This is a genomic window from Amorphus sp. MBR-141 (genome assembly GCF_053628695.1).
The window spans coordinates 244,301-267,205 of the sequence record NZ_JBRJGW010000005.1 but is presented as its reverse complement, the minus strand read 5'-3'; the positions used below and the strand labels follow the sequence as shown (position 1 = coordinate 267,205).

The 22,905-nt window shown below is 69.3% G+C and carries 15 protein-coding genes; 6 read left to right on the top strand and 9 right to left on the bottom strand.

Annotated features, from left to right (window positions below; translation table 11 throughout):
* Positions 1-1,379 precede the first annotated feature (1,379 nt).
* Together glyS and ACSSVZ_RS09315 are read right to left on the bottom strand one after the other, a co-directional pair.
* Positions 1,380-3,611, bottom strand: coding sequence for a glycine--tRNA ligase subunit beta (glyS, locus tag ACSSVZ_RS09320; protein WP_453969536.1), 2,232 nt, complete (start codon positions 3,609-3,611; stop codon positions 1,380-1,382).
* Between the two features lie 153 nt (positions 3,612-3,764).
* A complete protein-coding gene (locus ACSSVZ_RS09315) occupies positions 3,765-4,757 on the bottom strand; it encodes an NAD-dependent epimerase/dehydratase family protein (RefSeq protein ID WP_453969535.1) in 993 nt (330 codons plus the stop codon).
* A 91-nt stretch (positions 4,758-4,848) separates the two neighbouring features.
* Between ACSSVZ_RS09315 and ACSSVZ_RS09310 the strand changes: the two genes are divergently transcribed.
* Both ACSSVZ_RS09310 and ACSSVZ_RS09305 read left to right on the top strand, forming a co-directional pair.
* A complete protein-coding gene (locus tag ACSSVZ_RS09310; protein ID WP_453969534.1) occupies positions 4,849-5,760 on the top strand; it encodes a LysR family transcriptional regulator in 912 nt (303 codons plus the stop codon).
* A gap of 125 nt (positions 5,761-5,885) precedes the next feature.
* The gene (locus ACSSVZ_RS09305; RefSeq protein ID WP_453969533.1) at positions 5,886-6,029 is read left to right on the top strand and encodes a hypothetical protein; all 144 of its coding nucleotides are present in this window, start codon (positions 5,886-5,888) and stop codon (positions 6,027-6,029) included.
* Positions 6,030-6,096: 67 nt separating this feature from the next.
* Here the strand turns inward: ACSSVZ_RS09305 and ACSSVZ_RS09300 are convergent, their stop codons facing one another.
* Positions 6,097-7,044: a glycine--tRNA ligase subunit alpha gene (locus ACSSVZ_RS09300; RefSeq protein ID WP_453969532.1), complete on the bottom strand. Its 948-nt coding sequence runs from the start codon at positions 7,042-7,044 to the stop codon at positions 6,097-6,099.
* Positions 7,045-7,332: 288 nt separating this feature from the next.
* Here ACSSVZ_RS09300 and ACSSVZ_RS09295 point away from each other — a divergent pair, with 288 nt between their 5' ends.
* Together ACSSVZ_RS09295 and ACSSVZ_RS09290 are read left to right on the top strand one after the other, a co-directional pair.
* A complete protein-coding gene (locus ACSSVZ_RS09295; RefSeq protein WP_453969531.1) occupies positions 7,333-7,548 on the top strand; it encodes a hypothetical protein in 216 nt (71 codons plus the stop codon).
* 1 nt (position 7,549) lies between these two features.
* Positions 7,550-7,969: a hypothetical protein gene (locus tag ACSSVZ_RS09290; RefSeq protein WP_453969530.1), complete on the top strand. Its 420-nt coding sequence runs from the start codon at positions 7,550-7,552 to the stop codon at positions 7,967-7,969.
* A 122-nt stretch (positions 7,970-8,091) separates the two neighbouring features.
* On the opposite strand, the gene ACSSVZ_RS09285 is transcribed toward ACSSVZ_RS09290, so the two are convergent.
* From ACSSVZ_RS09285 to ACSSVZ_RS09265, 5 genes are all read right to left on the bottom strand, one after another.
* Positions 8,092-8,268 carry a hypothetical protein gene (locus ACSSVZ_RS09285; protein ID WP_453969529.1) on the bottom strand — a complete coding sequence of 59 codons (177 nt, stop codon included), beginning with the start codon at positions 8,266-8,268 and terminating at the stop codon, positions 8,092-8,094.
* Between the two features lie 137 nt (positions 8,269-8,405).
* A complete protein-coding gene (locus tag ACSSVZ_RS09280; RefSeq protein ID WP_453969528.1) occupies positions 8,406-9,251 on the bottom strand; it encodes a S49 family peptidase in 846 nt (281 codons plus the stop codon).
* 251 nt (positions 9,252-9,502) lie between these two features.
* Positions 9,503-10,507 carry a cytochrome d ubiquinol oxidase subunit II gene (gene cydB / locus ACSSVZ_RS09275; RefSeq protein ID WP_453969527.1) on the bottom strand — a complete coding sequence of 335 codons (1,005 nt, stop codon included), beginning with the start codon at positions 10,505-10,507 and terminating at the stop codon, positions 9,503-9,505.
* A 6-nt stretch (positions 10,508-10,513) separates the two neighbouring features.
* Complete coding sequence (locus tag ACSSVZ_RS09270; protein WP_453969605.1) at positions 10,514-11,914, bottom strand: cytochrome ubiquinol oxidase subunit I; 1,401 nt, start codon at positions 11,912-11,914, stop codon at positions 10,514-10,516.
* 193 nt (positions 11,915-12,107) lie between these two features.
* Entirely contained in the window at positions 12,108-12,944 is an 837-nt protein-coding gene (locus tag ACSSVZ_RS09265) for a uracil-DNA glycosylase family protein (RefSeq protein WP_453969604.1), read from the bottom strand.
* A 252-nt stretch (positions 12,945-13,196) separates the two neighbouring features.
* On the opposite strand from ACSSVZ_RS09265, the gene ACSSVZ_RS09260 reads away from it, so the two are divergent.
* Positions 13,197-14,870 (top strand): electron transfer flavoprotein-ubiquinone oxidoreductase, encoded by a 1,674-nt coding sequence (locus ACSSVZ_RS09260; RefSeq protein WP_453969526.1) that lies wholly within the window; start codon positions 13,197-13,199, stop codon positions 14,868-14,870.
* Between the two features lie 205 nt (positions 14,871-15,075).
* Here the strand turns inward: ACSSVZ_RS09260 and ACSSVZ_RS09255 are convergent, their stop codons facing one another.
* Positions 15,076-15,396, bottom strand: coding sequence for a 2Fe-2S iron-sulfur cluster-binding protein (locus tag ACSSVZ_RS09255; RefSeq protein ID WP_453969525.1), 321 nt, complete (start codon positions 15,394-15,396; stop codon positions 15,076-15,078).
* A 415-nt stretch (positions 15,397-15,811) separates the two neighbouring features.
* Between ACSSVZ_RS09255 and ACSSVZ_RS09250 the strand changes: the two genes are divergently transcribed.
* On the top strand, positions 15,812-22,876 hold the full coding sequence (locus tag ACSSVZ_RS09250) for an apolipoprotein A-IV repeat region-like domain-containing protein (RefSeq protein ID WP_453969524.1): 7,065 nt from the start codon (positions 15,812-15,814) through the stop codon (positions 22,874-22,876).
* The last annotated feature ends 29 nt before the right edge of the window (positions 22,877-22,905 follow it).

Below are 22,905 nucleotides of genomic sequence, written 5' to 3'. Positions count from 1 at the left end.
GGCACCGGAGGCGCCTCCCCCACGGCTGGTCCCGGCCGAAGCCGGAATGCCTGGCCCCGGGTCGACGCCGGATACCAGGCCCCGGGCCGGGCACCAGCGCCGCCAAGATCTCCGCTCATTCCAGCGAAGGCTGGAATCCAGGGCGAGCGGGCACGGAGCCGGTGATCGAGGCGCCGTGCTGATCCGGACCAGCGGCATAGGCGGGCGCATCTCCCCTTCAGGCGGAAAAAGTGGCGCGGCCGCAACGGGATTCCAGCCCTCGCTGTCATGAGCGGAACGTCGACCGAGCCGTCGGAGAAACCCATGAGGCCGAAGGATGCGGATTGGTCGGGGGCCCGGGCGCCGCCCCCTTCTCCGCTCATTCCCGCGAAAGCGGGAATCCAGGGCGGCTCGGCACAGAGCCGGTGATCAGGGCGTGGTGCTGATCCGGACCAGCGGCATAGGCGGACGCATCTCCCTCCAGGCGGAAAAGGCTGCGAAGCCGCAATGGGATTCCGGAATGCGCGAGTATGAGCGGTTGTAACCGCGAGAGCCTGTCATCAGACTGAACCGTGACCGCGGTCTGGGGCCCTGGATTCCCGCTTTCGCGGGAATGAGCGGACTATGGAGCGCTCGCACGAGAACCCCATCCGGCCGAATACGGCGGGCCTGCCGAAGGGATCCTGACCACCGGGAACAGACCCCGCCTCCCGCCGCTCCGCATACCGCGCAAGACCGGCCCCGGCGCCGCCAGGATCTCCGCTCATTCCCGCGAAGGCGGGAGTCCAGGGCGGCACGGCACAGTCCCGGTGATCAAGGCGCGGTGTTGATCGCGACCGGCGGCTTGGGCGGATGCCTCTCCCTCCAGGCGGAAAAGGCTGCGAAGCCGCAATGGCATTCCGGAATGCGCGAGCATGAGCGGTTGTGACGGCGAGAGCCTGTCATCAGACTGAACCGTGACCGCGGTCTGGGGCCCTGGATTCCCGCCTTCGCGGGAATGAGCGGACTATGGAGCGCTCGCAGGAGAACCCCATCCGGCCGAATACGGCGGGCCTGCCGAAGGCTCCGGGCGACCGGGAACAGACCCCGCCGCCGACCCCGCACAACCGCGCCAAAGGTCGGCGACCGGCGCCGCCAAGTTCTCCGCCATCCCGCCGAAAGTCGGGATCCGTAACCGGAGGCGTCTCCCCCACGGCTGGTCCCCGGCCGAAGCCGGAATGCCTGGCCCCGGATCGACGCCGGAATTCCTGGCCTTGGGTCGGCGCACCGGCGCCGCCAAGATCTCCGCTCATTCCAGCGAAGGCTGGAATCCAGGGCGAGCGGGCACCGAGCCGGTGATCAGACCGAACAGGGCGGGACCTGCCGAAGCGTCCCGCACGAGCGCGGAAAGACCCCGCGCCCTACCCCGCGATCTTGGAAAAGTCCGCAACCGCCGCTGTTGCCGCCGGGATGGCGCTGAGCAGCTTCAGCCGGTTCTCGCGCAGCGCCGGGTCGTCGGCGTTGACGAGGATCCTGTCGAAGAACGCGTCGACAGGCGGGCGCAGGCCCGCAAGGGCTTCCATGGCACCGGCGAAATCTTCCGCTGCGACGGCGGCGGTGGCCTTCTCGCGGGCCGGAGCGATGGCCGCGAACAGCGCCTTTTCCTCGGGCTCCGTCAGCAGCGCCGGATCGGGTTCGCCGTCGAACGACCGGCCGTCCTTCTTCGCCTCGGCGCGCAGGATGTTGGCGGCGCGCTTGTAGCCGGACAAGAGGTTCGCGCCGTCCTCGCTCGCCAGGAACGCCGACAGCGCCTCGATGCGGCGAACCATCACCAGCAAGTCTGCGAAGCCGTCTTCGGAAGCTAGAACCGCATCCACCAAATCGTGCCGAGCCTTTTGGTCGCGGAGTTGATTCTTCAGTCGATCGATAAAGAAGATAAGTAGATCATCAGCCTTAATCCGCGCCTCACCATAGAACTTATCATCAGCATCAGGTAAAATTTTCTCTATTACCGACTCAATTTCCTTCATATCAAGACCACCAGCCGCGTATAGATTGTAAGCGGAAGAGCCAAGATCGATAACTTTCTGTCTCTCAACTGCCAACTGAACAATGACCATATGTCGATGCACTATGTCGGCCTGTTGCAACTCTAGCCCATTCTCCAGCACAATCCGGATCACGCCCAGCGCCGCACGCCTGAGCGCGAACGGGTCCTTCGACCCGGTCGGCTTCTCGTCGATGGCCCAGAACGACACCAGAAGGTCGAGCTTGTCGGCGAGCGCCACGGCGATGGAGACCGGCGCGGTGGGCACGCCGTCGGACGGTCCGGCCGGCTTGTAGTGCTCCTCGATGGCGGCGGCGATCGCCGGATCGACGCCCTGCGCCTCGGCGTAGCGCCGGCCGACATAGCCCTGCAGCTCCGGGAACTCGCCGACCATGCCGGTGACCAGATCGGCCTTGGCGAGGCGCGCGGCGGTCTCGGCGGCGTCCGGATCGGCGCCCACCATCGGCGCCAGCGCCTTCGCCAGCGCGGCGATGCGCTCGACCCGTTCCGCCTGGGACCCCAGCTTCTCGTGGAAGGTCACCGAGGCGAGCTTCTTCGCGTGGTCGGCGAGCGGCGTTTTCAGGTCGGTCTTCCAGAAGAACTCCGCGTCCGACAGCCGCGCCCGCACGACGCGCTGGTTGCCGGCGACGATGGCCGCGCCGCCGTCGCTCGCCTCGATGTTGGCGGTCAGAACGAAGGCGTCGGCGAGCCGGCCCGTCTTCGGGTCGCGCATCACGAAGCACTTCTGGTTCTCGCGGATGGTGAGGCGGATCACCTCGTCCGGCAGCGCCAGGAACTGTTCGTCGAAGCGGCCGACCAGCACCACCGGCCATTCCACCAGCCCGGCCACCTCCTCCAGCAGCCCCTCGTCCTCGACCAGCTCCAGGTTCAGCGCCAGCGCCCGGTCCCGGGCGTCGTGGACGATCATCTGCTTGCGGCGGTCGAGGTCGAGCACGACCTTGGCGGCCGCAAGCTTCGCCACGTAGTCGTCCATCCGGCGGACCTTGAACGGCGCCGGCGCCAGGAAGCGGTGGCCGCGCGTCTCGTCGCCGGATGCGATGCCGCCGACCTCGAAGCGGACGATCTCCGGCTCTTCCGTCTCCGGCCCGAACGTGCAGACGATGGAATGCAGCGGCCGCACCCAGCGCAGCGCGCCGGGCTCGGTCGACGCCGCCCCCCAGCGCATCGATTTCGGCCACGGGAACTTGCGCACCACCTCGGGCAGCAGCTCGGTCAGCACGGCGGCCGCATCCTGGCCGGGCGTCACGATCGTCGCCTGGTAGAAGTCGCCCTTCTTCGGGTCGGTGACGATCTCCGCGTCGTCGATGGAGGCGAGGCCGGCGGCGCGCAGGAAGCCCTCCAGCGCCTTCTCCGGCGAGCCGACGCGCGGCCCCTTGCGCAGCTCCGTGCGCTCCGGCGAGCGGCCGGGCACGCCCATCACGTGCAGGCAGAGCCGCCGCGGCGTGGCGGTCGCCATGGCGCCCTCGTAGACGAGGCCGGCCTCGACCAGGCCGTTGGTCACCAGCGCCTTCAGGTCGTCGGCGGCACGGCGCTGCATGCGCGCGGGAATTTCCTCGGAGAAGAGTTCAAGCAGGAGTTCGGGCATGAGGACGCGGACGCTCGGGCTCGGGACGAAAACGGGGACCGGTGGGCACTGCCGGATATTCGCAGCGGACATAAACCGAGTTGGCGTCCGAGGCCAGAGGCGGCAGACGCGACGCTGTCGCGCGCCGCCCCCCGCCCGCCCGGCGAAGAGCGTTCAGGCGGGGACCGAAGCGGCGGCCCCGGGCGCCTCCTCCAGACAGCCGAGGCCGGCGAGCGTGGCGCGGACCGCCGCGTCGATCGGTGTCCGGGGTTCCGCGCCCAGCGTCGCCACCAGCCGGTCGTTGCCCATCCGCACCGGCCGCTCCCAGAGATAGCGCATCTCGGCGAGCTCCCGGAACAGCGGCACGGCGGGCGAGGCGAGCCGCACCAGCCGCCACGGGAACCGCTTCAGCGGCAGGTCGGGGCGGTCGAGCACCCAGCGGATCGCCTCGGCCATCTGCCGTCCGTCGGCGTCCCAGACGCCCTCCATGTGGAAGCGGGCGAAATCGTCGAGCCCTTGCGTGGCCAGCAGCCGCACCATGGTGTCCGCCACGTCGGGCAGGTAGGCCCACTGGTGTCCGACGCCGGGCCGGCCAGGGGTGACGATCCGCTCCGGCACCCGGCCGGGCGTCACCAGCGCCTGGCCGAACCAGTTGTTGCGGGCGTTCGGGCCGAAATAGTCGCCGCAGCGGACGATCAGCGTGCGCGCGGTGCCGGCCCGCGCCGCGGCCTCCAGGCGGCGTTCCATCTCCACCCGGATGCGGCCCTTGCGGGTGACCGGGTTCTGCGGCGCGTCCTCCGCGATCGCCGCGGCGTCCAGCACGTCGGGGCCGTAGTTGTAGACGGTGCCCGGCAGCACGATGCGGGCGCCCTCGCGGCGCGCCGCGGCGATCGTGTTGTCCAGCATCGGCAGCACCAGCCGGCCCCAGTTGCGGTAGCCCGGCGGGTTGACCGCGTGGACGATCAGGCTGGCGCCGCGCGCCGCCGCCGCCACGTCGTCGGCGTTCATGGCGTCGCCGGCGATCCAGTCGAACTGGCGCCGGTTGGCGAGCCCGCCCGGATTGCGGTGAAGCGCCTTTACCTGCCAGCCGGCGGCGGCCAGCCGCGTGGCGACCGCGCCGCCGATGCCCCCGGTCGCGCCCAGAACCAGTGCGATGTCGCGTGTCATGACAACCTCCATCGGTGTGATGCGGCTGATATCGCGCCTGCCGGGATTCAACGCTATTGTCGAAATCCGTGGCGACGCTATACGGAAATCGATGAACACGGATCCGAGCTGGGATATCTACCGGACCTTCGGCGCGGTGCTGCGCGAGGGCTCCCTGTCGGCGGCGGCACGCAGCCTGGGGCTCACCCAGCCGACCGTCTCCCGCCACATCGACGCGCTCGAGGCGGCGATCGGCGCGGATCTGTTCGTGCGCACCCAGCGCGGGCTGTCGCCCACCGACGCGGCGCTGCAGCTGCGTCCCTACGTGGACTCGCTCGCCGCCTCCGCCGACGCGCTGGTGCGGACCGCGACCGGCCGGCCCGGCGTGGTCGAGGGCACCGTGCGGATCAGCGCCAGCGAGGTCGTCGGCATGGAGCACCTGCCGCCGATCCTCGCCGGCCTGCGCCGCGCCTATCCGGGTCTGACCCTGGAGCTGATGCTGTCCAACGCCGTCGACGACCTGTCCCGGCGCAGGGCGGACGTGGCGGTGCGGATGGTGCAGCCGGCCCAGCAGGCCCTCGTCGCCCGCCGGCTCGGCACCATCCCGGTGGGGATGCATGCGCGGCGCGACTATCTCGACCGGCGTGGCGTGCCGGAGACGTTCGACGATCTCGGCCGCCACGACCTGATCGGCTACGACGCCGAAACGCCGGCCATCCGCGCGGTCGTCGCCCGCTTCCCCGCCCTGTCGCGGTCCCGATTCGCGCTGCGCACCGACAGCGACGTGGCGCAGCTGGCGGCGATCCGGGCCGGCTTCGGCATCGGCGTCTGCCAGGTGCCCATCGCCGCCCGCGACCCCGCCCTGGTGCGCGTGCTCGCCGACCGCTTCACGGTCGACCTGGATGTCTGGGTGGTGATGCACGAGGACCTGAGGACCAGCGCCCGCTGCCGCGCCGTCTTCGACGCCCTGGTCGACGGGCTGGCCCCGGTGGTCACCCGCGAGCGCCCCTCCGAGGCGCCCTGACCCTCCAGCCGGCGCGGGAGCGACAAAATGTGATCCGCGACACAGATCGATTGCAGCGGCGGACCTAAACCGGGATGACGCCCGAGACCTCAGGTCCCAGGGCGATCGTTGTGGAGGACGTCACCATGTCCGCGAAACTGCCCCAGGTCGTCTGCCTGGTCCTGGCGATGGCCATCCTCGCGGCCGCCGCGCCGCTCGCCTCGCTGGCCCAAGGGCCGCGCGCCTCGACGGATCGCCCGGCCCCCGTCTGGACCCTCACCGACGACTGAGCCCGCCGGCCACGACGATGCGCCGCGCGGCCCGCCAGAGCGGGGCCGCGCCCGCCTGTCTTTCGGCTCAGGCCGCGACCGGCTCCGCGCCGCCCGACGCGGTCGCCAGCCACGCCTCGCCGCAGGCGCGGGCAAGCTGGCGCACCCGCAGGATGTAGCTCTGGCGCTCGGTCACCGAGATCACGCCGCGCGCGTCCAAGAGGTTGAAGATGTGGCTCGCCTTGATGCACTGGTCGTAGGCCGGCTGGGCCATCAGGTGGCGGCGGTTGTCGCCCTCGCCCGTCCAGCCAGCTTCCACCAGCGCGTGGCACTCGGCCTCGGCGTCGCGGAAGTGCTGCAGCAGCGTGTCGGTGTTGGCGTGCTCGAAGTTGTGGCGGGAATATTCCTGCTCGGCCTGCAGGAACACGTCGCCGTAGTTCACCCGCTCGGCGCCCTCGCGGCCGTTGAAGTTCAGGTTGTAGACGTTGTCGACGCCCTGCACGTACATGGCCAGCCGCTCCAGCCCGTAGGTGAGCTCGCCCGCCACCGGCGCGCACTCGAAGCCCGCCACCTGCTGGAAGTAGGTGAACTGCGACACCTCCATGCCGTCGCACCAGCATTCCCAGCCGAGCCCCCAGGCGCCCAGCGTCGGGCTCTCCCAGTCGTCCTCGACGAAGCGCACGTCGTGCAGGCCCATGTCGATGCCGATCTCGCGCAGGCTCTCCAGGTAGAGCTCCTGCAGGTTCGCCGGGCTCGGCTTCAGCAGCACCTGGAACTGGTAATAGTGCTGCAGCCGGTTGGGGTTCTCGCCGTAGCGCCCGTCGGTCGGCCGCCTGGACGGCTGCACGTAGGCGGCCTTCCAGGGCCGCGGCCCCAGCGCCCTGAGCGTCGTGGCCGGATGGAAGGTGCCCGCCCCCACCTCCATGTCGTAGGGCTGCAGCACCACGCACCCCTGGCCCGCCCAGAAGCGCTGCAGCGTCAGGATCAGCCCCTGGAACGAGGTCTTCGGCGAAAGCGGGTCGGCGGTCTCGGTCATCGGAAACTTCGAACGGTTGGGGCGCCGCACGGGGCGCCGGCGATCGCGGAGGATCGGTCGGATACGGGGAGCGCGGGACCGGCCGGCCGGCCCTCGCGAAGGCGGCGGCACGGTAGGCAGGCCACGGCACTCCGGTCAAGCGCGTGACGCCCGTCACCAATCGGCCGCCGGCCCGTGTCGTCCGTCACATCCCCGCCGATCCGGCCGGCCGCCCCCCTCGCGCCGGCCCCGCGCCGTGCCGAAATCCGGATCGTCACCAGCGGCACGGACCAGCGGCGGAGGAGAGCCATGACCCGGAACGGACCATTCGACGCCGTCAGCCTTCCGATCTTCGGAGTGCTCGGCAAGGCCCGCAGGGCCACCCTGTCCGCCCGCCGGGTCGTCGCGCTGTCCGGTCCGCTCGGACCGGACGCCGCTCCGGCCGTGCCGCCGGTGACGGCGCCTTCCGGCTCGCGAACGGAGCCTGCGGGCGCGCCTTCATCTCCAACCGGAATGGGAGACTGACATGAACCGGACGACAGTGACGACCCTGATGACCTCGGCCCTCGTGGTGTCCGTCGTCGCCCTCGCGGCGGCCGGCGGCGCCGTTGCCCAGACCAACGGCAACGGCGGCAAGGGCGGCGGCATCGGCAGCACGGGCGGTGGCGGCGGTGGCGGCGGCGAGCGCGTCATCGTGTGCACCGGCTGCGCCAACCCGAACGCCTTCATCGAGGACGGCGTGCTGAAGGGCGACGGCTACGGCGGGGGCACGGCGGCAGCGCCGGTGGTCACCCACGTGCCGCGTACGCCGAACAATCCCAACCGCCGGCGGCCGCCGGACGCCTACCAGGCGAACGAGGCCTGCTACCTGAAGCAGGACCTGCTGCCGGACGGGCGCATGGTGATCTATCGGGATTGCGGCGAGGTGATTCGCGGCTACCGCTGAGCGCAGCGCATCATGGGAATGAAATCAAAGCGTTGAGGCGGACTGCTCAGACCAGCGGGCGGCCCGCCTCGACCACTGGCGCGACCGGCGGGGCGCGATGCCGGGTCGCCCGGATCGCGGTCCTACTTCTCCGGCCGGTAGACGCCGGTGGCGGGATCCTGCTCGAGGCGCGGCCCGCGATCGTCGCGGGCCCGCTGGGGCTGCATGCGGGCGCCGACGCGCGCCATTTCGCGCTTGATCCAGCGGGATCCGAAGATGGCGGCACCGGCGGCGAGCGCCACGAACACGAGCTGAGGCATGCGATACTCCCTTCGCGGCACGCGCGCACCCTTCCCGCGCGCCGGCAGCATGGGTGGAATCTAGGGCTTTCCGGCGCAAATGGAAGCGTCTCGTCGCGGACATTTCGTCCCGGCGGCGCCGCACCCCGCGGACCGGCTCAGAGCCCGAAGCGGCTCCACAGCGACCGTTCCTCGATGGTCGACAGCACGTCGGCCGACCATCCGTCGAGCTTGAGCTCGACCCCCGAAGGCGGGCGGCGGAACGGCAGCGGCCGCGGTGCCGAAATCAGCCTGAGGTGGGTGTCCTCGCCGAAGCGCGCCTTCACCACCCCGCGCACGTCGCCCACCTGGTCGGCAAGGCCGAGGCCGATCGCCGTGCGCCCGGTCCAGAACAGGCCGGAGAACAGGTCGCCGTCGTCGCTCAGCAGGTCGCCCCGGCGGCCCTTCACCAGGTCGCGGAACTCGGCGTGGATCTCCTCCTGCAGATGCAGGAGATGGTCGACGTCCTCCTGGCGTTCCGGCTGGAACGGATCGAGGATCGCCTTGCGGTCGCCGGAGGTGTGGACGCGGCGGTCGATGCCGAGCTTGTCGATCAGCCCGACGAAGCCGAAGCTCTGGGACACCACGCCGATGGAGCCGACGATCGAATGCTCGTCGACGTAGATCTCGTCGCCGGCCGCCGCGATCATGTAGCCGCCGGAAGCGCAGACGTCCTCGACGAAGACCAGCACCGGCTTGCCGGTCTCTTCCGCCAGCGCCCGGATGCGCTTGAAGATCAGGTGGGACTGCACCGGCGAGCCGCCCGGCGAATTGATCACCACCGCCACCGCCGGCGCCTTCTTGATGCCGAACGCCTTGTCCAGCACCGGCGCCAGGCTGCCCATGGTCACGCCGGGCCGCAGTGGCGTGGACAGGCCGATGGCCCCGTGAATCCGCACCACGGGAACGACCGGTTTCGACTTCGACCAGCGGGCCGGAAGGAGCGAGCGCAGACGGTCGATCACGATGGGAACCTTTCAAGCGAGGGAGCGCGGAACATGCCCGGGCATTTCGGAGCCGATGAAGTTCTGAGCCACTGACCGTCGGAGCCACGTCCGGCCGGTCAAGGGACGCCGCGCGGTCGCATGGCTTCGCACGGCGTGCTCCAGATATGGGTGGAGCGCGCATCGGGACAATGCGCGCTCCGAAACTCGGTCCGGCCGAGGACGTCGATCGGGCGCTCCGGCGGCCGCGCCGGAACGCCGTCAGCACCCGGTCAGTGGTAGCCCTCGCCTTCCATCAGCTTGCCGCGGAACGTCCAGTACACGAACGCCGTGTAGAACAGGATGATCGGCAGCATCACCAGCACGCCCGCCAGCGTGAACAGCTGGCTCGCCGGCACGGCCGCCGTATCCCAGACCGTCAGCGTCGGCGGCACCAGATAGGGGAAGGTGGAGATCCCGAGGCCAAGGAAGCACAGCAGGAACAGCCCGACCGACGCGGCGAAGGCCGGGAAGCCCCTGCCCGCATCGATGTTGCGCATCGCCAGCAGCGCCAGCAGCGCGGTGGCGATCGGCACCAGCCACAGCACGTAGATGTTCGGGGTCGAGAACCAGCGCTCGGAGATGTGCGGATCGATCAGCGGCGTCCACACCGACACCGCCACGATGAACACCAGCATGAGGATCAGCGCCGGGAACGCCCAGGTGCGGGCCTTGGTGCCGACGCTGCCTTCGAGCCGCATCATCAGCCAGGTCGAGCCCAGCAGGGCATAGCCGCAGATCAGGCCGAAGCCGCAGGCGATGGCGAACGGCGACAGGAAGTCGAAGGTGCCGCCGGTGAAGCGGGCATCGGTCACCGTGATGCCGTCGAGCACGCCGCCCAGCACCAGGCCCTGGCAGAACGCCGCCACGTAGGAGCCGCCGGAGAACGCCACGTCCCACATGTGGTGGTGCGGCTTGGAGACGAACCGGAACTCGAAGGCGACGCCCCGGAACACCAGCGCCAGCAGCATGAAGATGATCGGGAAGTACATGGCCGGCATGATGATCGAGAAGGCCGTGGGGAACGCCACCCACAGCCCGCCGCCACCCAGGATCAGCCAGGTCTCGTTGCCGTCCCAGAACGGGGCGACGGAGTTCATCATGTGGTCCCGTTCGGCCTCGGTGCGGCCGAACGGGAACAGGATGCCGACCCCGAGGTCGAAGCCGTCGAGGATGACGTAGAGCGTGACCGCCGTGGCGATCAGGCCGCCCCAGATGACGGGAAGATAGGCTTCCATGGCGTCTTACTCCCCTGCCTGGATGGCTTCGCGGCCGGAGTCCTGGGCAAAGGACATCGGACGTCGGCTCGAGCTGTCGTCGCCACCGGTGCCGGAGTGGTCCGGGCCGCGTCGCAGGAGCCGGTTGATGTAGTAGATGCCGGCGGAGAAGACGATGCCGTACACCACCACGAACATGGCCAGCGAGACGATGATCGACCCGCTGGGCACCGGCGACGCCGCGTCGACGGTGCGCAATATGCCGGTCGCCACCCAGGGCTGCCGGCCGATCTCGGTGGTGAACCAGCCGAACAGGATGGTCACGAAGCCGATCGGCCACATGAACGAGACGACCCGCAGATAGAGGCCGGTGGAGAACAGCCGGTCGCGGTACCAGAGCACCGCGCCGGTCAGCACCGTGGCCAGCATGATCAGGCCGAGGCCGACCATGATGCGGAACGAGAAGAACACCGGCCAGACCGGCGGACGATCCTCGCGCGGAACGTCGGTGAGGCCGGGGAACTTGCCGTCCCAGGTGTGGGTGATCAGCAGGCTCGCCACGTGCGGGATCTGGATCGCGAAGTCGTTGCGTTCCTGCTCCTGGTTGGGCCAGGCGAACAGCACGAACGGCACCGGCGACTCGTCGCCGTTCCAGTGCCCCTCGATGGCGGCGAGCTTCACCGGCTGGTACTTGGCCACCGTCGTTCCGGCCTGGTCGCCGACGATCATCTGCAGCGGCACCAGCACGATCAGCAGGCCCAGCGACATGCGCAGCATGGTCTCGGCGTGCTCGATGAAGCGGCCCTGCAGCCAGTAGCGCGCGCCCATCGCGAACACCACGAAGGCGGTGGTGATGTAGGCCGCGATGACCATGTGCAGGAGGCGCGTCGGGAAGGTCGGCGAGAAGATGATCTGCAGCCAGTCGACCGGAACGGCGATGCCGTTCTGCATGGCGTGGCCGACCGGGTACTGCATCCAGGAGTTGGCCGACAGGATCCAGAAGGCCGACATCGTGGTGCCGAGCGCCACCAGCACCGAGGCGGTGAAGTGCAGCCACGCCGGCACCCGGTTCCAGCCGAACAGCATGATGCCGAGGAAGGTCGCCTCCAGGAAGAAGGCGGTCAGCACCTCGTAGCCGATGAGCGGCGCCACGACGTTGCCGACGATGCGGGAATACTCGCTCCAGTTGGTGCCGAACTGGTAGCTCAGCACGATGCCGGAGACGACGCCCATGCCGAAGGAGACGGCGAAGATCTTGGTCCAGAAGCGCGCAAGCGTGTGATAGCGCTCGTTTTTCGTCCTGAGCCACATACCCTCGAGCGTCGCGATCCATGCGGCAAGGCCGATGGTGAAGGACGGGAAGATGATGTGGAACGACACCGTGAATGCGAACTGTATTCTGGCGAGAATTACGGGATCGATATCCATCATCTCAGTCCCTCCTGGAACACGCCGCGCCGCGGCAACCCCGGCCGCCGGCACGCCACCCGATGTCCGGCGGCTATGTGCGGCCGCCGCGTCGACTTCGATCTACCGCCGCCGCAAGCACCCCGCGAGTCGGCCAAACGTCGTAGAGACGATATGTAGCGGACATGCGACACCGGCGGAAAGGCGCGCCATGTCAGTCCCTCCCGTCGAGGCGCCGCTTGACGGCCAGGAAGTCGCGCCAGGCCAGCCGCTTCTGGGCCGGCTGTCGCAACAGGTAGGCGGGATGCAGGGTCGCCATGCAAGGGATTTCGCGCCGGCCGGTCTGGTGGCTCGCCCACTTGCCGCGCGCCCGCAGGATGCCTTCGCTGGATCCGGTGATCGCCTTCGATGCGGCTCCCCCCAGGAAGACCAGCACGTCCGGGTCCGCCAGCTCGATCTGCCGGGCAATGAACGGCTTGCAGATCTCGGTCTCGAGCGGGCTGGGCGTCCGGTTACCCGGCGGCCTCCAGGGCACCACGTTGGCGATGTAGACCGACGAGCGGTCGAGCCCGATGGCCGCCAGCATCCGGTCGAGAAGCTGGCCGGAGCGGCCGACGAACGGCGTGCCCTGCGCATCCTCCTCCCGCCCCGGCGCCTCGCCGACCAGCATAAGCCGGCCGGCGGGATTGCCGTCGGAGAACACCAGCTGGCGGGCCGTTGCCTTGAGATGGCAGCCCTCGAAGCCGGCGAGGATCTCCTGCAGCTGGTCGAGACTTTCGGCGCGGGCGGCCTCCGAGCGGGCCAGCATCACCTCGTCGCCCGCCGCAGCCGGCGCTGAAGGTCGCGGCCGGGGCGCGGAGGACGGGGCTTCCGGGTAGCGTCCCGCCGGAACCGGGTCCGGCGCGAGCGCCACGGCCTGCGGCGGCGGGCTGACCGGTTCGGCGAAGCGGTCGACGGCGTCGGGAAGGACGACGGCGTCGACACCGATCGCCTCGTACCAGCCCAGCAGCGCTTCCGCTGCCGCCCGCCGGCTGTCGCCCACCCCCTCGATCACCACCCCAAGCTCCCCGCCGCTTCGGACGCGGCGTCTGTTGCACCCTGCAATTGCACGGGCGACACCCCTGCCCTATGGCTGTCGCCCCGGAGCGACTGTCGGCCGGGCGGCGCCGTCGGCCATCGGATCCATGATGTCCGATCGTGCGTTGAGAAGACAGTGTTCACGTGACGCCCGGGTGATGCAAGTATTCTGGAGCAATTCCGGATTCGCCGCATCCCGTCGCGGCCCCAAGAACAGAGGACAGGCATGGTCGACACCAACGAAGCGGTCGAACGCGAGAGCATGGATTACGACGTGGTCGTCGTCGGTGCGGGACCGGCCGGGCTGTCGGCGGCCATCCGTCTGAAGCAGCTGGCGGACGAGGCCGGCACGGAGCTGTCCGTGGTCGTGCTCGAAAAAGGCTCCGAGGTGGGCGCGCACATCCTGTCCGGCGCGGTCATCGATCCGATCGGTCTCGACAAGCTGCTGCCCGGCTGGCGCGACGAGGACACGCCGATCAAGACGGCCGTCACCGACGACCGCTTCCTGTTCCTCGGCCAGAGCGGCGGCCTCCGGCTGCCGAACTTCCTGATGCCCCGGCTGATGTCCAACCACGGCAACTACGTGGTCTCGCTCGGCAACGTCTGCCGCTGGCTGGCGGAAAAGGCGGAAGGGCTGGGCGTGGAGATCTATCCGGGCTTCGCCGCCGCCGAGATCCTCTACGACGACGCCGGCGCGGTGGTCGGCGTGGCGACCGGCGACATGGGCATCGGCCGCGAGGGCGAGCACAAGGACAGCTACACCCCGGGCATGGAGCTGCGCGGCAAGTACGTGCTGTTCGCCGAGGGCGTGCGCGGGTCGCTGTCGAAGATGGCGATCGCCAAGTATGGCCTGGCCGAGGGGCGCGAGCCGCCGAAGTACGGCATCGGCCTCAAGGAGATCTGGCAGGTCCCGCCGGAGAAGCACCAGCCGGGGCTGGTCCAGCACTCGTTCGGCTGGCCGCTCGACGGCAAGACCGGCGGCGGCTCGTTCCTCTACCACTTCGAGGACAACCAGGTGGCCGTCGGCTACGTCGTCCACCTGAACTACCAGAACCCCTATCTGAACCCGTTCGAGGAGTTCCAGCGCTTCAAGACCCATCCGGCGATCGCGGAGATGCTGGAAGGCGGCAAGCGCCTCGCCTACGGCGCCCGCGCCATCACCGAGGGCGGCTACCAGTCGGTGCCGAAGCTCACCTTCCCCGGCGGCGCGCTGATCGGCTGCTCGGCCGGCTTCGTCAACGTGCCGCGCATCAAGGGCTCCCACAACGCCATGCTGTCGGGCATGCTCGCCGCCGAGCACGTCCACGCGGCGCTGGCCGAGGGCCGGTCCAACGACGAGATCGTCGGCTACGAGGAGGCCTGGCGGGGCTCCGAGATCGGCCGCGACCTCTGGCGGGTCCGCAACGTCAAGCCGCTGTGGTCGCGCTTCGGCACGATGCTCGGCATCGGCCTCGGCGGCCTCGACATGTGGGTGCAGTCGCTGTTCGGCTTCTCGCCGTTCGGCACCCTGTCGCACGGCAAGACCGATGCCGCCTCGACGAAGCCCGCCGCCGACTGCAAGCCGATCGTCTACCCCAAGCCCGACAACAAGCTGTCCTTCGACCGGCTGTCGTCGGTGTTCCTGTCCAACACCAACCACGAGGAGGACCAGCAGGTGCACCTCAAGGTGAAGGACATGGCGCTGCAGAAGGAGTCCGAATGGGAGGTCTACGCCGGCCCGTCCCAGCGCTACTGCCCGGCCGGCGTCTACGAATGGGTGGACCAGGACACCGACCCGCGGTTCGTGATCAACGCGCAGAACTGCGTCCACTGCAAGACCTGCGACATCAAGGATCCGAACCAGAACATCGTCTGGACGGTGCCGGAGGGCGGTGGCGGCCCGAACTATCCGAACATGTAGGCGGAGGCGCGAGAACGCGCACTCCAGTGCGCAGAAGCGCGCGCCTTAAGGGGCAAAAAGCGCAGATGTGGGTGCGCTTTCTGCATGTCGGTCCGTGCGCAGCAGTGCGCAGCATGGCGACCCGCGCCAGCTATGCCAACGGATGCCGTCAGGCCGTTGATTTAGAACGACATATCGCCTGTGCGCAGCACCTTGGTGCGCACCGTCACGCCTGGCGTTCGGGCACCCGCACGACGAGGCCGTCGAGTTCCGGGGTGACCTTGATCTGGCAGGACAGGCGCGAGTTCGGCTGCACGTCGTAGGCGAAATCCAGCATGTCCTCTTCCATCGGGCTCGGATCCCCGACCCGCTCGCGCCACCCCTCGTCCACGTAGACGTGGCAGGTCGCGCAGGCGCACGCGCCGCCGCATTCCGCCTCGATCCCCGGCACCATGTTGCGCACGGCGTTCTCCATGACGGTCGAGCCCGGCTCGGCGTTCACCTCGTGGGTTTCCGCGTCCGCCGTGATGTAGATGATCTTCGCCATGGGATTCCTTCGATGCACTGAGTGAGCCTGCGTCCGATCGACATATCGGGTTGCTGCGCCGCGTCAAGTCGGAGCCTTTCCAAAGTGCCCGCGGCCGCGGCCGCCACGGTTTCGCCAAATATCCGCCCGAACTGCGGCAGTCGTTAACCATAGGGCCTTGTCCATCCAAGGCATTTCCTTGTTCCGGGGCGGCGGATATGTCATTACCAATTCGTTAACAATTTCCGTTTCTGGCCGTATCGGCTGACGATGCGCGCAGTTTCCCTTCCGCAGACGAGACATCGTCTCGGGAGCGGCGGCGAAAGGGAAGCGGAAGCAATGCGTAAACGGTTTTTCCCGCCGGCAGTTCTCTGTGTTGAGAGAGCAGCGGCCGGTCCCGATGAGTAAAGCGTACGGACGCGAGGCGACGCACACCATGGCCACGCAATCTTCGAAGGCGAACGACCCCGCGGAAGCTGCCCTGTCGGCGGTCGAAGAGGCCCTGTTCGATCTCGGCACCACATCGCTGCGCGATGACGAGGACACCACGTCCGCCGCCACCGCGCAGACGTCGGATGCGCAGGCGGACGACGCCGCGCTCTATTCCGACGAAAGCGAGGCGGAGAGCGCCGCCCCGACCGTGGCCAACGACGGCCTCGACGGCGATGCCGCGCCCCTCCCCGGCAAGGACCGCCGCGCCCGGCCGAAGCTGGCGCGCCCGAGCTCGGCAGCCAACGACGATCGCGTCGACGCCCGCCGCGCCCTCGCCGCCGCCCAGCGGCCGTCGAACTGGCCGCTGTGGATCGCCGCCCTGCTGAGCCTCGCCTGGCTCGGCGCCGGCGCGCTGATCGTCACCCGGCAGTTCCCGGGCGCGTTCGACGACGCAGCATCGTTCACCGCCTTCACCGCCACCGGCGAGTTCCTCGCGCTGCTCGCGCTGGCCCTGGTGCCGGTGCTCGGGTTCTTCGCGTTCGCCTACATGGTCCGCCGCGGCCAGGAGTACCGCCGCGCCGCCGCCTCGATGACGGACATCGCGCTGCGCCTGTCCGAGCCGGAGGTGCACGCCGCCGAGGGCATGGTCAGCGTCGGCCAGACCATCCGCCGCGAAGTCGCCGCAATGGGCGACGGCATCGAACGGGCGCTGGCCCGGGCGAGCGAGCTCGAGGTGATGGTGAAGCGCGAAGTCTCCGCGCTGGAGCGTTCCTATGGCGAACATGAGGTGGCGATCCGCAGCCTCATCAACGAACTCGTCAACGAGCGCCAGGAGGTGGCCAACAACGCCACCCTCCTCAAGGAACAGATGGACAGCAGCCAGTCGAGCCTGACCGGTACGCTGCAGACCGTCGTCTCCTCGCTGCGCAGCGAAGTCGACACCGCCCGTGAAACCCTGACCTCGTCGCTGTCGTCTTCCGGCGACCTGATCCTCGAGTCCGTCGGCGGCCGCTTCGAGGCGCTCAGCACCTCGCTGACCGAAACCCATGAAAAGATCACCGCCGAACTCGACACCGCGACCGGCCGTTTCACCGGCACGATCGACGAGCGCCTGGCGTTGCTCGACGGCGCCGTCACCGGCGCCAGCGAGCGCCTGAGCGCCTCGGTCGAGGAACGCACCGACCGCCTCCATGCGACGCTGTCGGGCACCCACGAGCAGGTGACCGGCGCCATCGACGAGGCCTCGAACCGCTTCACGCTGGCCGTCCACGAGCGCCTCGGCACCTTCAACGCGCTGTTCGACGAGGCCAGCGAGCGCTTCAACACGACCTTCGAGCAGCGCTCCGGCGCCATGCACGAGGCGCTCCTCACCACCGAGGACCAGGTGACCTCGTCGATCGACGCGGCCGCCGGCCGTCTCTCCACCTCTGTCGAAGACCGTCTCGGCGCCTTCGACGCCACCTTCGCCGAAGCCAGCGAGCGCCTGGCGTCGTCGTTCGACCAGCGGTCGAGCAGCCTGCATGAGGCCCTCACCTCCGCCGAGCACCGCGTCACCGCGGCGGTCGACGGCGTCAGCGGCCGCTTCCAGGCGATGTTCGACGAGCGCCTGGGCGCGTTCGACGGCTCCGTCACCCAGGCCAATGAGCGCCTCGCCGCGGCCTTCGACGAGCGCTACAACGGCCTGCACGAGATGCTGTTCACCACCGAGGACCGCGTCACCAGCGCCATCGAGAACGCCAGCGGCCGCTTCACGACGACCGTCGACGAGCGCCTGGAGACCTTCGACGGCTCCGTGGCCCAGGCCAGCGAGCGCCTCTCCTCGGCCTTCGACGAACGCTACAACGGCCTGCACGAGCTGCTGTTCACCACCGAAGACCGCGTCACCAACGCCATCGACACGGCCAGCGGCCGCTTCACCACGCTGGTCGACGGCCGGCTGGAGACGCTGGACGGCACCATCGCGGCCGCCTCCGAGCGGGTTACCTCGGGCGTCGAGGACCGGTCCGAGGCGCTGCTGCTGGCGCTCGATGCTGCCCACGAGCGCATCACCGCCTCCCTCGACGGCGCCGGCGCCCAGTTCACCGGGACGATCGACGACCGGCTCGCCGCCGTCGACACCACTGTCGCGGTGGCCGGCGAGCGGCTCAGCCAGTCCATCGAGGAGCGGCTGTCGGCGATCGACACTGCCATCCTCGGAACCGCCGGCCGCTTCACCGTCGATCTCGACGAGCGCCTGTCGGGCCTGGAGAGCAACCTCGGCGAAGTCACCGAGCGCATCGTCAAGGGCTTCGAGGATCGCGCCCTCACCATCGACGGCAACCTCACCGAGACCGCGACCCGCCTGGTGTCGTCGATCGACGGCAAGGTCAGCGAACTGCACTACTCGCTGTCGCAGACCGGCGACCGCCTGCTCGGCACCATCAGCGCGGCGAACGCCGCGCTCGGCGAGAGCGTCGACGGCCGCATGAGCGAAATCGAGACGACGCTGTCCGATCTCAGCGGGCGTGTCGGCGAGGTCATCCACGAACGCTCCACCGAACTCTCGGAAGCCGTGCTCGGCCATGTTGAGAAGGCCGATGCGATCCTGGCCGGCCGCCAGGAGACCTTCAACCAGACCTTCGACATCCGCACCCGCGAACTGCAGGAGGCCCTCGACGGGGCGACCATCGCCCTCGACAGCCGTCTCGGCAGCCGCAGCGAGGAGATCGTCACCTCCCTCACCGGCTTCAGCGACAGCATTTCGGCGCAGCTGACCGGAGAGGCGGAGCGCGCCGTCGCCTCGCTCACCGGCCTCGGCGAGAGCATCACCTCGCAGCTCTCCGGCGAAGCCGAACGGGCTGTCAGCTCGCTGACCGGCTTCGGCGACAGCATCACCACCCAGCTGTCCGGCGAAGCCGAACGGGCGATCAGCTCGCTCACCGGCTTCGGCGACAGCGTCACCACCCAGCTGTCCGGCGAGGCCGAGCGTGCCGTCGCCGCGCTGCAGGAGAGCGGCAGCACCTTCGTCTCCGACTTCACCCAGCAGGTGGATGCCCTTTCGGGCCACCTGGAGACGACCGCGTCGCGCTTCGACGAGGCGATCACCGTCTCCGGCCTGGAGCTGGCGGAGAAGCTCTCGCAGACCGCCGTCCGCATCCACGAGACGATCACCGTCGAAGGCCGTTCGCTGGAAGAACACCTCGACCGCTCGTCGAACGGCATCGCCGAAACCTTCTCGCGCTCCACCGCGGCGCTCGCCGAGGCGCTGGAGACCCAGACCAACGCCCTCAACGCGCGCATCGAGGAGGTCGTCGAGACAACCTCCGCCTCGCTCGGACACCGCACGACCGAACTCGGCGAGACGCTGGCCACCGCCGGTGCCGAGATCTCGCGGGCGATCGTCCAGCGCGGCACCCGCATCACCGAGGAACTCACCGAGAGCGTCGGGTCGGTGGCGGACCGCATCGGGGTCCAGGGCGAGGAAATCCGCGCCCGTGTCGACGAGAGCGTCGGCCGCCTCGACGGGATCCTGTCCTCCCATGGCGACACCGTCCGCTACGCCGTCGACGACAGCGTCGGCCGGATGGACTCGCTGCTGGGTTCCTACAGCGAGCAGATCCGCACCTCCGTGGACGACAATGTCAGCCGCATCGGCGACCTCCTGTCCGATCGGGGCAACCAGATCCGCATCGCCAGCGAAGAAGGTGCCACCCGCCTGGAAGAGGTCTTCGCGGTCCATCAGGACGGCATCGAGCAGACCTTCACCGGCAACGTCACCCGCATCGACGAACTGCTGTCAGGCCGTGGCGAGATGATCCACGCCACGCTCGAGGAGCAGATCGGCCGGGTCGACCAGCTGTTCGCCCAGTCCGGCGAGACCCTGGGCACCCAGTTCGACACCCACACCCAGCACCTCTCCTATGTGCTGTCGAACCGCGGCGAAGGCGTGCAGGCCTCGATCGAGACCGTGATCGGGCGCCTCGACAGCCTGTTCACCCAGTCCGGCGAGCACCTGGGCGCGCAGCTCGGCGATCACACCGACCGCCTGGCGGAGGTGCTGTCCAGCAGCGGCGAAGGCATTCACGCCTCGCTCGAGGGCAACATCGGCCGCCTGGAGAGCCTGCTCTCCCAGTCCGGCGATACCATCGACAGCCGTCTGTCGGGCTACGCCGATCGCATCAGCCACGTGCTGTCGACCAACGGCGAGGGCATCCACACCTCGCTGGAGGAGAACATCGGGCGCCTGGAGGCCCTGCTCTCCCAGTCCGGCGACACCATCGACAGCCGCCTGTCGGGCTACGCCGATCGCATCAGCCACGTGCTGTCGACCAACGGCGAAGGCATCCATACCTCGCTGGAGGAGAACATCGGACGTCTGGAGGCCCTGCTCTCCCAGACCGGCGAGACCTTCGACAGCCGTCTGTCGGGCCACGCCGACCACATCGGCCACGTGCTGTCGACCAACGGCGAAGGCATCCACACCTCGCTGGAGGAAAGCATCGCGCGCCTGGAGGCTCTGCTTTCCCAGTCCGGCGAGACCATCGACAGCCGCCTGACCCGCCACACCAACCGGCTCTCCCACGTGCTGTCGACCAACGGCGAAGGCATCCACACCTCGCTGGAGGAGAACATCGGACGCCTGGAGACGGCGCTCGCCCGCTCCGGCGAGGGGATCGATGCGCGGCTTGCCGGCCACGCCGAGCACCTGTCGGCGGTCATCGCCGACCGGGGTGAAGGCATGCAGGGCACGCTCGAGCAGCAGATCAACCGACTGGACCAGCTGTTCTCCCGGTCGGGCAACCAGATCAACACCCAGCTCGACGGCCATGCCCAGCGGTTCTCCACGCTGCTCAGCAACGGCGGCGACTCCCTCCACAGCTCACTGGAGACCAACCTCGGCCGGCTGGAGACGCTGCTCGGCGATACCAGCAACACCGTCGACACCCGGCTGGAGAGCTACGCCGAGCGTCTCTCCTACCTGCTGGCGAGCCGCGGCGACGGACTGCAGTCGGCGCTCGAGGAGAAGCTGGACCGGCTCGAGACCATGCTCACGGTCCGCGCCAGCTCGGTGCAGGAAGCCTTCGAAGGCCAGATCGGCAGCTTCAGCGAGCTCATCGATGGTCGCGCCGCCTCGCTCGTCGAGACGGTCGGCACCCGCGGCGAGGAGATCGACTCCGTGCTCGGCCGCCGCATCGAGACCATGGAGCAGGCGCTCGACGGTCGCATCGAGAAGCTGAGCGACACCCTCCTGACCCGTGCCCGCGACGTCGCCAGCAGCCTGCACGCCGGCCAGACCGAGATCACGGCGACCTTCAAGGGTCACCTGGAGGAGATCGACCGGCTCACCCGCGACGGCACCGGCGAGATCGCCAGCGTCCTCAAGGACGAGAGCGACCGCGCCCAGGATGCCCTGCAGGCCGTCGTCCGCAGCAGCATCGACAACGCCATCACGCCGCTCACCGACCTCGCCGACCGGATCTCGGCGAACGGCGCGACCCTGCAGGACATCCTGTCGGACACCGCCGATCGCTTCGCCCGGGAATCCGAGGCCCTCAAGCAGTCGCTGCGCAACGAGCTCGGCACGCTGGTCGCCAACCTGGAGGACAGCAACGGCTCGCTGCACACCACGCTCTCCACCATCGGCTCGACGATGGCGGAGATCGAGAACGCGCTCGGTGACCAGATGGCCCGCTTCGAGACGACCGTGGCCCAGGCCGGCAACTCGACCTCGGAGACCGGGCGCATGCTCAGCTCCCAGACCGAGGAACTGCGCCGCCTGACCGGCAGCGCGCTGCGCGACCTGCAGAGCCTGTACGGCCAGGTGAACGAGCACACAAACGGCCTGGTGTCGGCCACCGAGCGCTTCGAGGTCGCCAACCAGTCGGTCGAGACGACGCTGGCCGAGCACCGCCAGACGATCGAGGAGATCACCTCGGCGCTGGCCAGCAAGACCGAGACAGTCGACGGACTGATGAAGTCCTTCCTGGGCCGCGTCGAACGGTCGATCTCGACCGCCGAAAGCCGCGCCCAGGAGACCTCGGCCCTCATCGAGCGGACCGTCGAACAGGCGTCGCAGACGCTGGCCGACCAGCTTGCGTCGCTGTCCTCGGTCGCCAGCGACCAGGGCAACCAGGCCCGGGAAGCCGTGCGCGAGGCCCAGGGGGTGATGTCCGAAGAGATGACCCGCACGCTCAAGGACATGGCCACCCGCTTCACCAAGGCCACCGAGGACATGCGGTCCGCGGCGGAGCAGATGAAGCGCGACCTGGAGCTCACCCGCGCCGAAGTGAAGCGCGGCGTGCTGGAACTGCCGGAGGAGGCAGCGGAGAACTCCGCCGCCATGCGCCGGGCCGTCACCGAGCAGATCGACGCCCTGAAGGAGCTCGCCAACATCGTGTCGGTGCACACCGAGCAGCCCCAGGGCGCCCGGCAGGCCCCGCGCCGCGAAGCGCGCTCCGAGCCGGTTGCCCGGGAACGCGCGCCGGAAGGACCGGGCGACGCGGCGGTGATGGAGCGGGCCCCGGCCGATCCGGAACCCGAGTTCCGCGCTGCAGCCCAGCGTGACGCCGGCACCGGCGGCGGCGGTGGACGCCGCGAGCCCCACCCGGCCATGCGCCTGCCCGACCCCGACGAGGGAACCGGCAACGCCGACGGATGGGTGGCGAGCCTGCTGCGCCGGGCCTCCGTCGACGAGGACGACGACCGGGGACCGCGTGGCCGCCCGCAGACGGACGAGGCACCCTCGCCCGCCGCCGAAAGCCTCGACGTGCTGACCAACGACATGGCACGGGCGGTCGACGAGGACAGCTACCGGGATGCGTGGTCGCGCTACAACCGCGGCGAATCGAAGGTGTTCAGCCGCCGGCTCTACACCATGGAGGGCCAGCAGACCTTCGACGAGATCCGCCGCAAGTACCAGCGGGACCGGGATTTCCGGGACGCGGTGGACCGCTACGTCGACGACTTCGAGAAGCTGATCTCCGACGTGGCACAGACCGACCGCTCGGGATCGACGAGCCGGACCTATCTCACCTCGGAGACCGGCAAGCTCTACACCATGCTCGCCCACGCGAGCGGCCGCCTCGCCTGATCTTCGGGCGCACACAGGCCGACACGACA

What these genes read in the sequence shown, in the direction of transcription:
- ACSSVZ_RS09290 (WP_453969530.1), top strand. Translation starts at nt 7,550, where the DNA reads ATGAACCGGACGACAGTGACGACCCTGATGACCTCGGCCCTCGTGGTG.
- ACSSVZ_RS09315 (WP_453969535.1), bottom strand. Translation starts at nt 4,757, where the DNA reads ATGACACGCGACATCGCACTGGTTCTGGGCGCGACCGGGGGCATCGGC.
- ACSSVZ_RS09295 (WP_453969531.1), top strand. Translation starts at nt 7,333, where the DNA reads ATGACCCGGAACGGACCATTCGACGCCGTCAGCCTTCCGATCTTCGGA.
- ACSSVZ_RS09310 (WP_453969534.1), top strand. Translation starts at nt 4,849, where the DNA reads ATGAACACGGATCCGAGCTGGGATATCTACCGGACCTTCGGCGCGGTG.
- ACSSVZ_RS09255 (WP_453969525.1), bottom strand. Translation starts at nt 15,396, where the DNA reads ATGGCGAAGATCATCTACATCACGGCGGACGCGGAAACCCACGAGGTG.
- ACSSVZ_RS09260 (WP_453969526.1), top strand. Translation starts at nt 13,197, where the DNA reads ATGGTCGACACCAACGAAGCGGTCGAACGCGAGAGCATGGATTACGAC.
- ACSSVZ_RS09250 (WP_453969524.1), top strand. Translation starts at nt 15,812, where the DNA reads ATGGCCACGCAATCTTCGAAGGCGAACGACCCCGCGGAAGCTGCCCTG.
- ACSSVZ_RS09305 (WP_453969533.1), top strand. Translation starts at nt 5,886, where the DNA reads ATGTCCGCGAAACTGCCCCAGGTCGTCTGCCTGGTCCTGGCGATGGCC.
- glyS (WP_453969536.1), bottom strand. Translation starts at nt 3,611, where the DNA reads ATGCCCGAACTCCTGCTTGAACTCTTCTCCGAGGAAATTCCCGCGCGC.
- cydB (WP_453969527.1), bottom strand. Translation starts at nt 10,507, where the DNA reads ATGGAAGCCTATCTTCCCGTCATCTGGGGCGGCCTGATCGCCACGGCG.
- ACSSVZ_RS09285 (WP_453969529.1), bottom strand. Translation starts at nt 8,268, where the DNA reads ATGCCTCAGCTCGTGTTCGTGGCGCTCGCCGCCGGTGCCGCCATCTTC.
- ACSSVZ_RS09270 (WP_453969605.1), bottom strand. Translation starts at nt 11,914, where the DNA reads ATGGATATCGATCCCGTAATTCTCGCCAGAATACAGTTCGCATTCACG.
- ACSSVZ_RS09300 (WP_453969532.1), bottom strand. Translation starts at nt 7,044, where the DNA reads ATGACCGAGACCGCCGACCCGCTTTCGCCGAAGACCTCGTTCCAGGGG.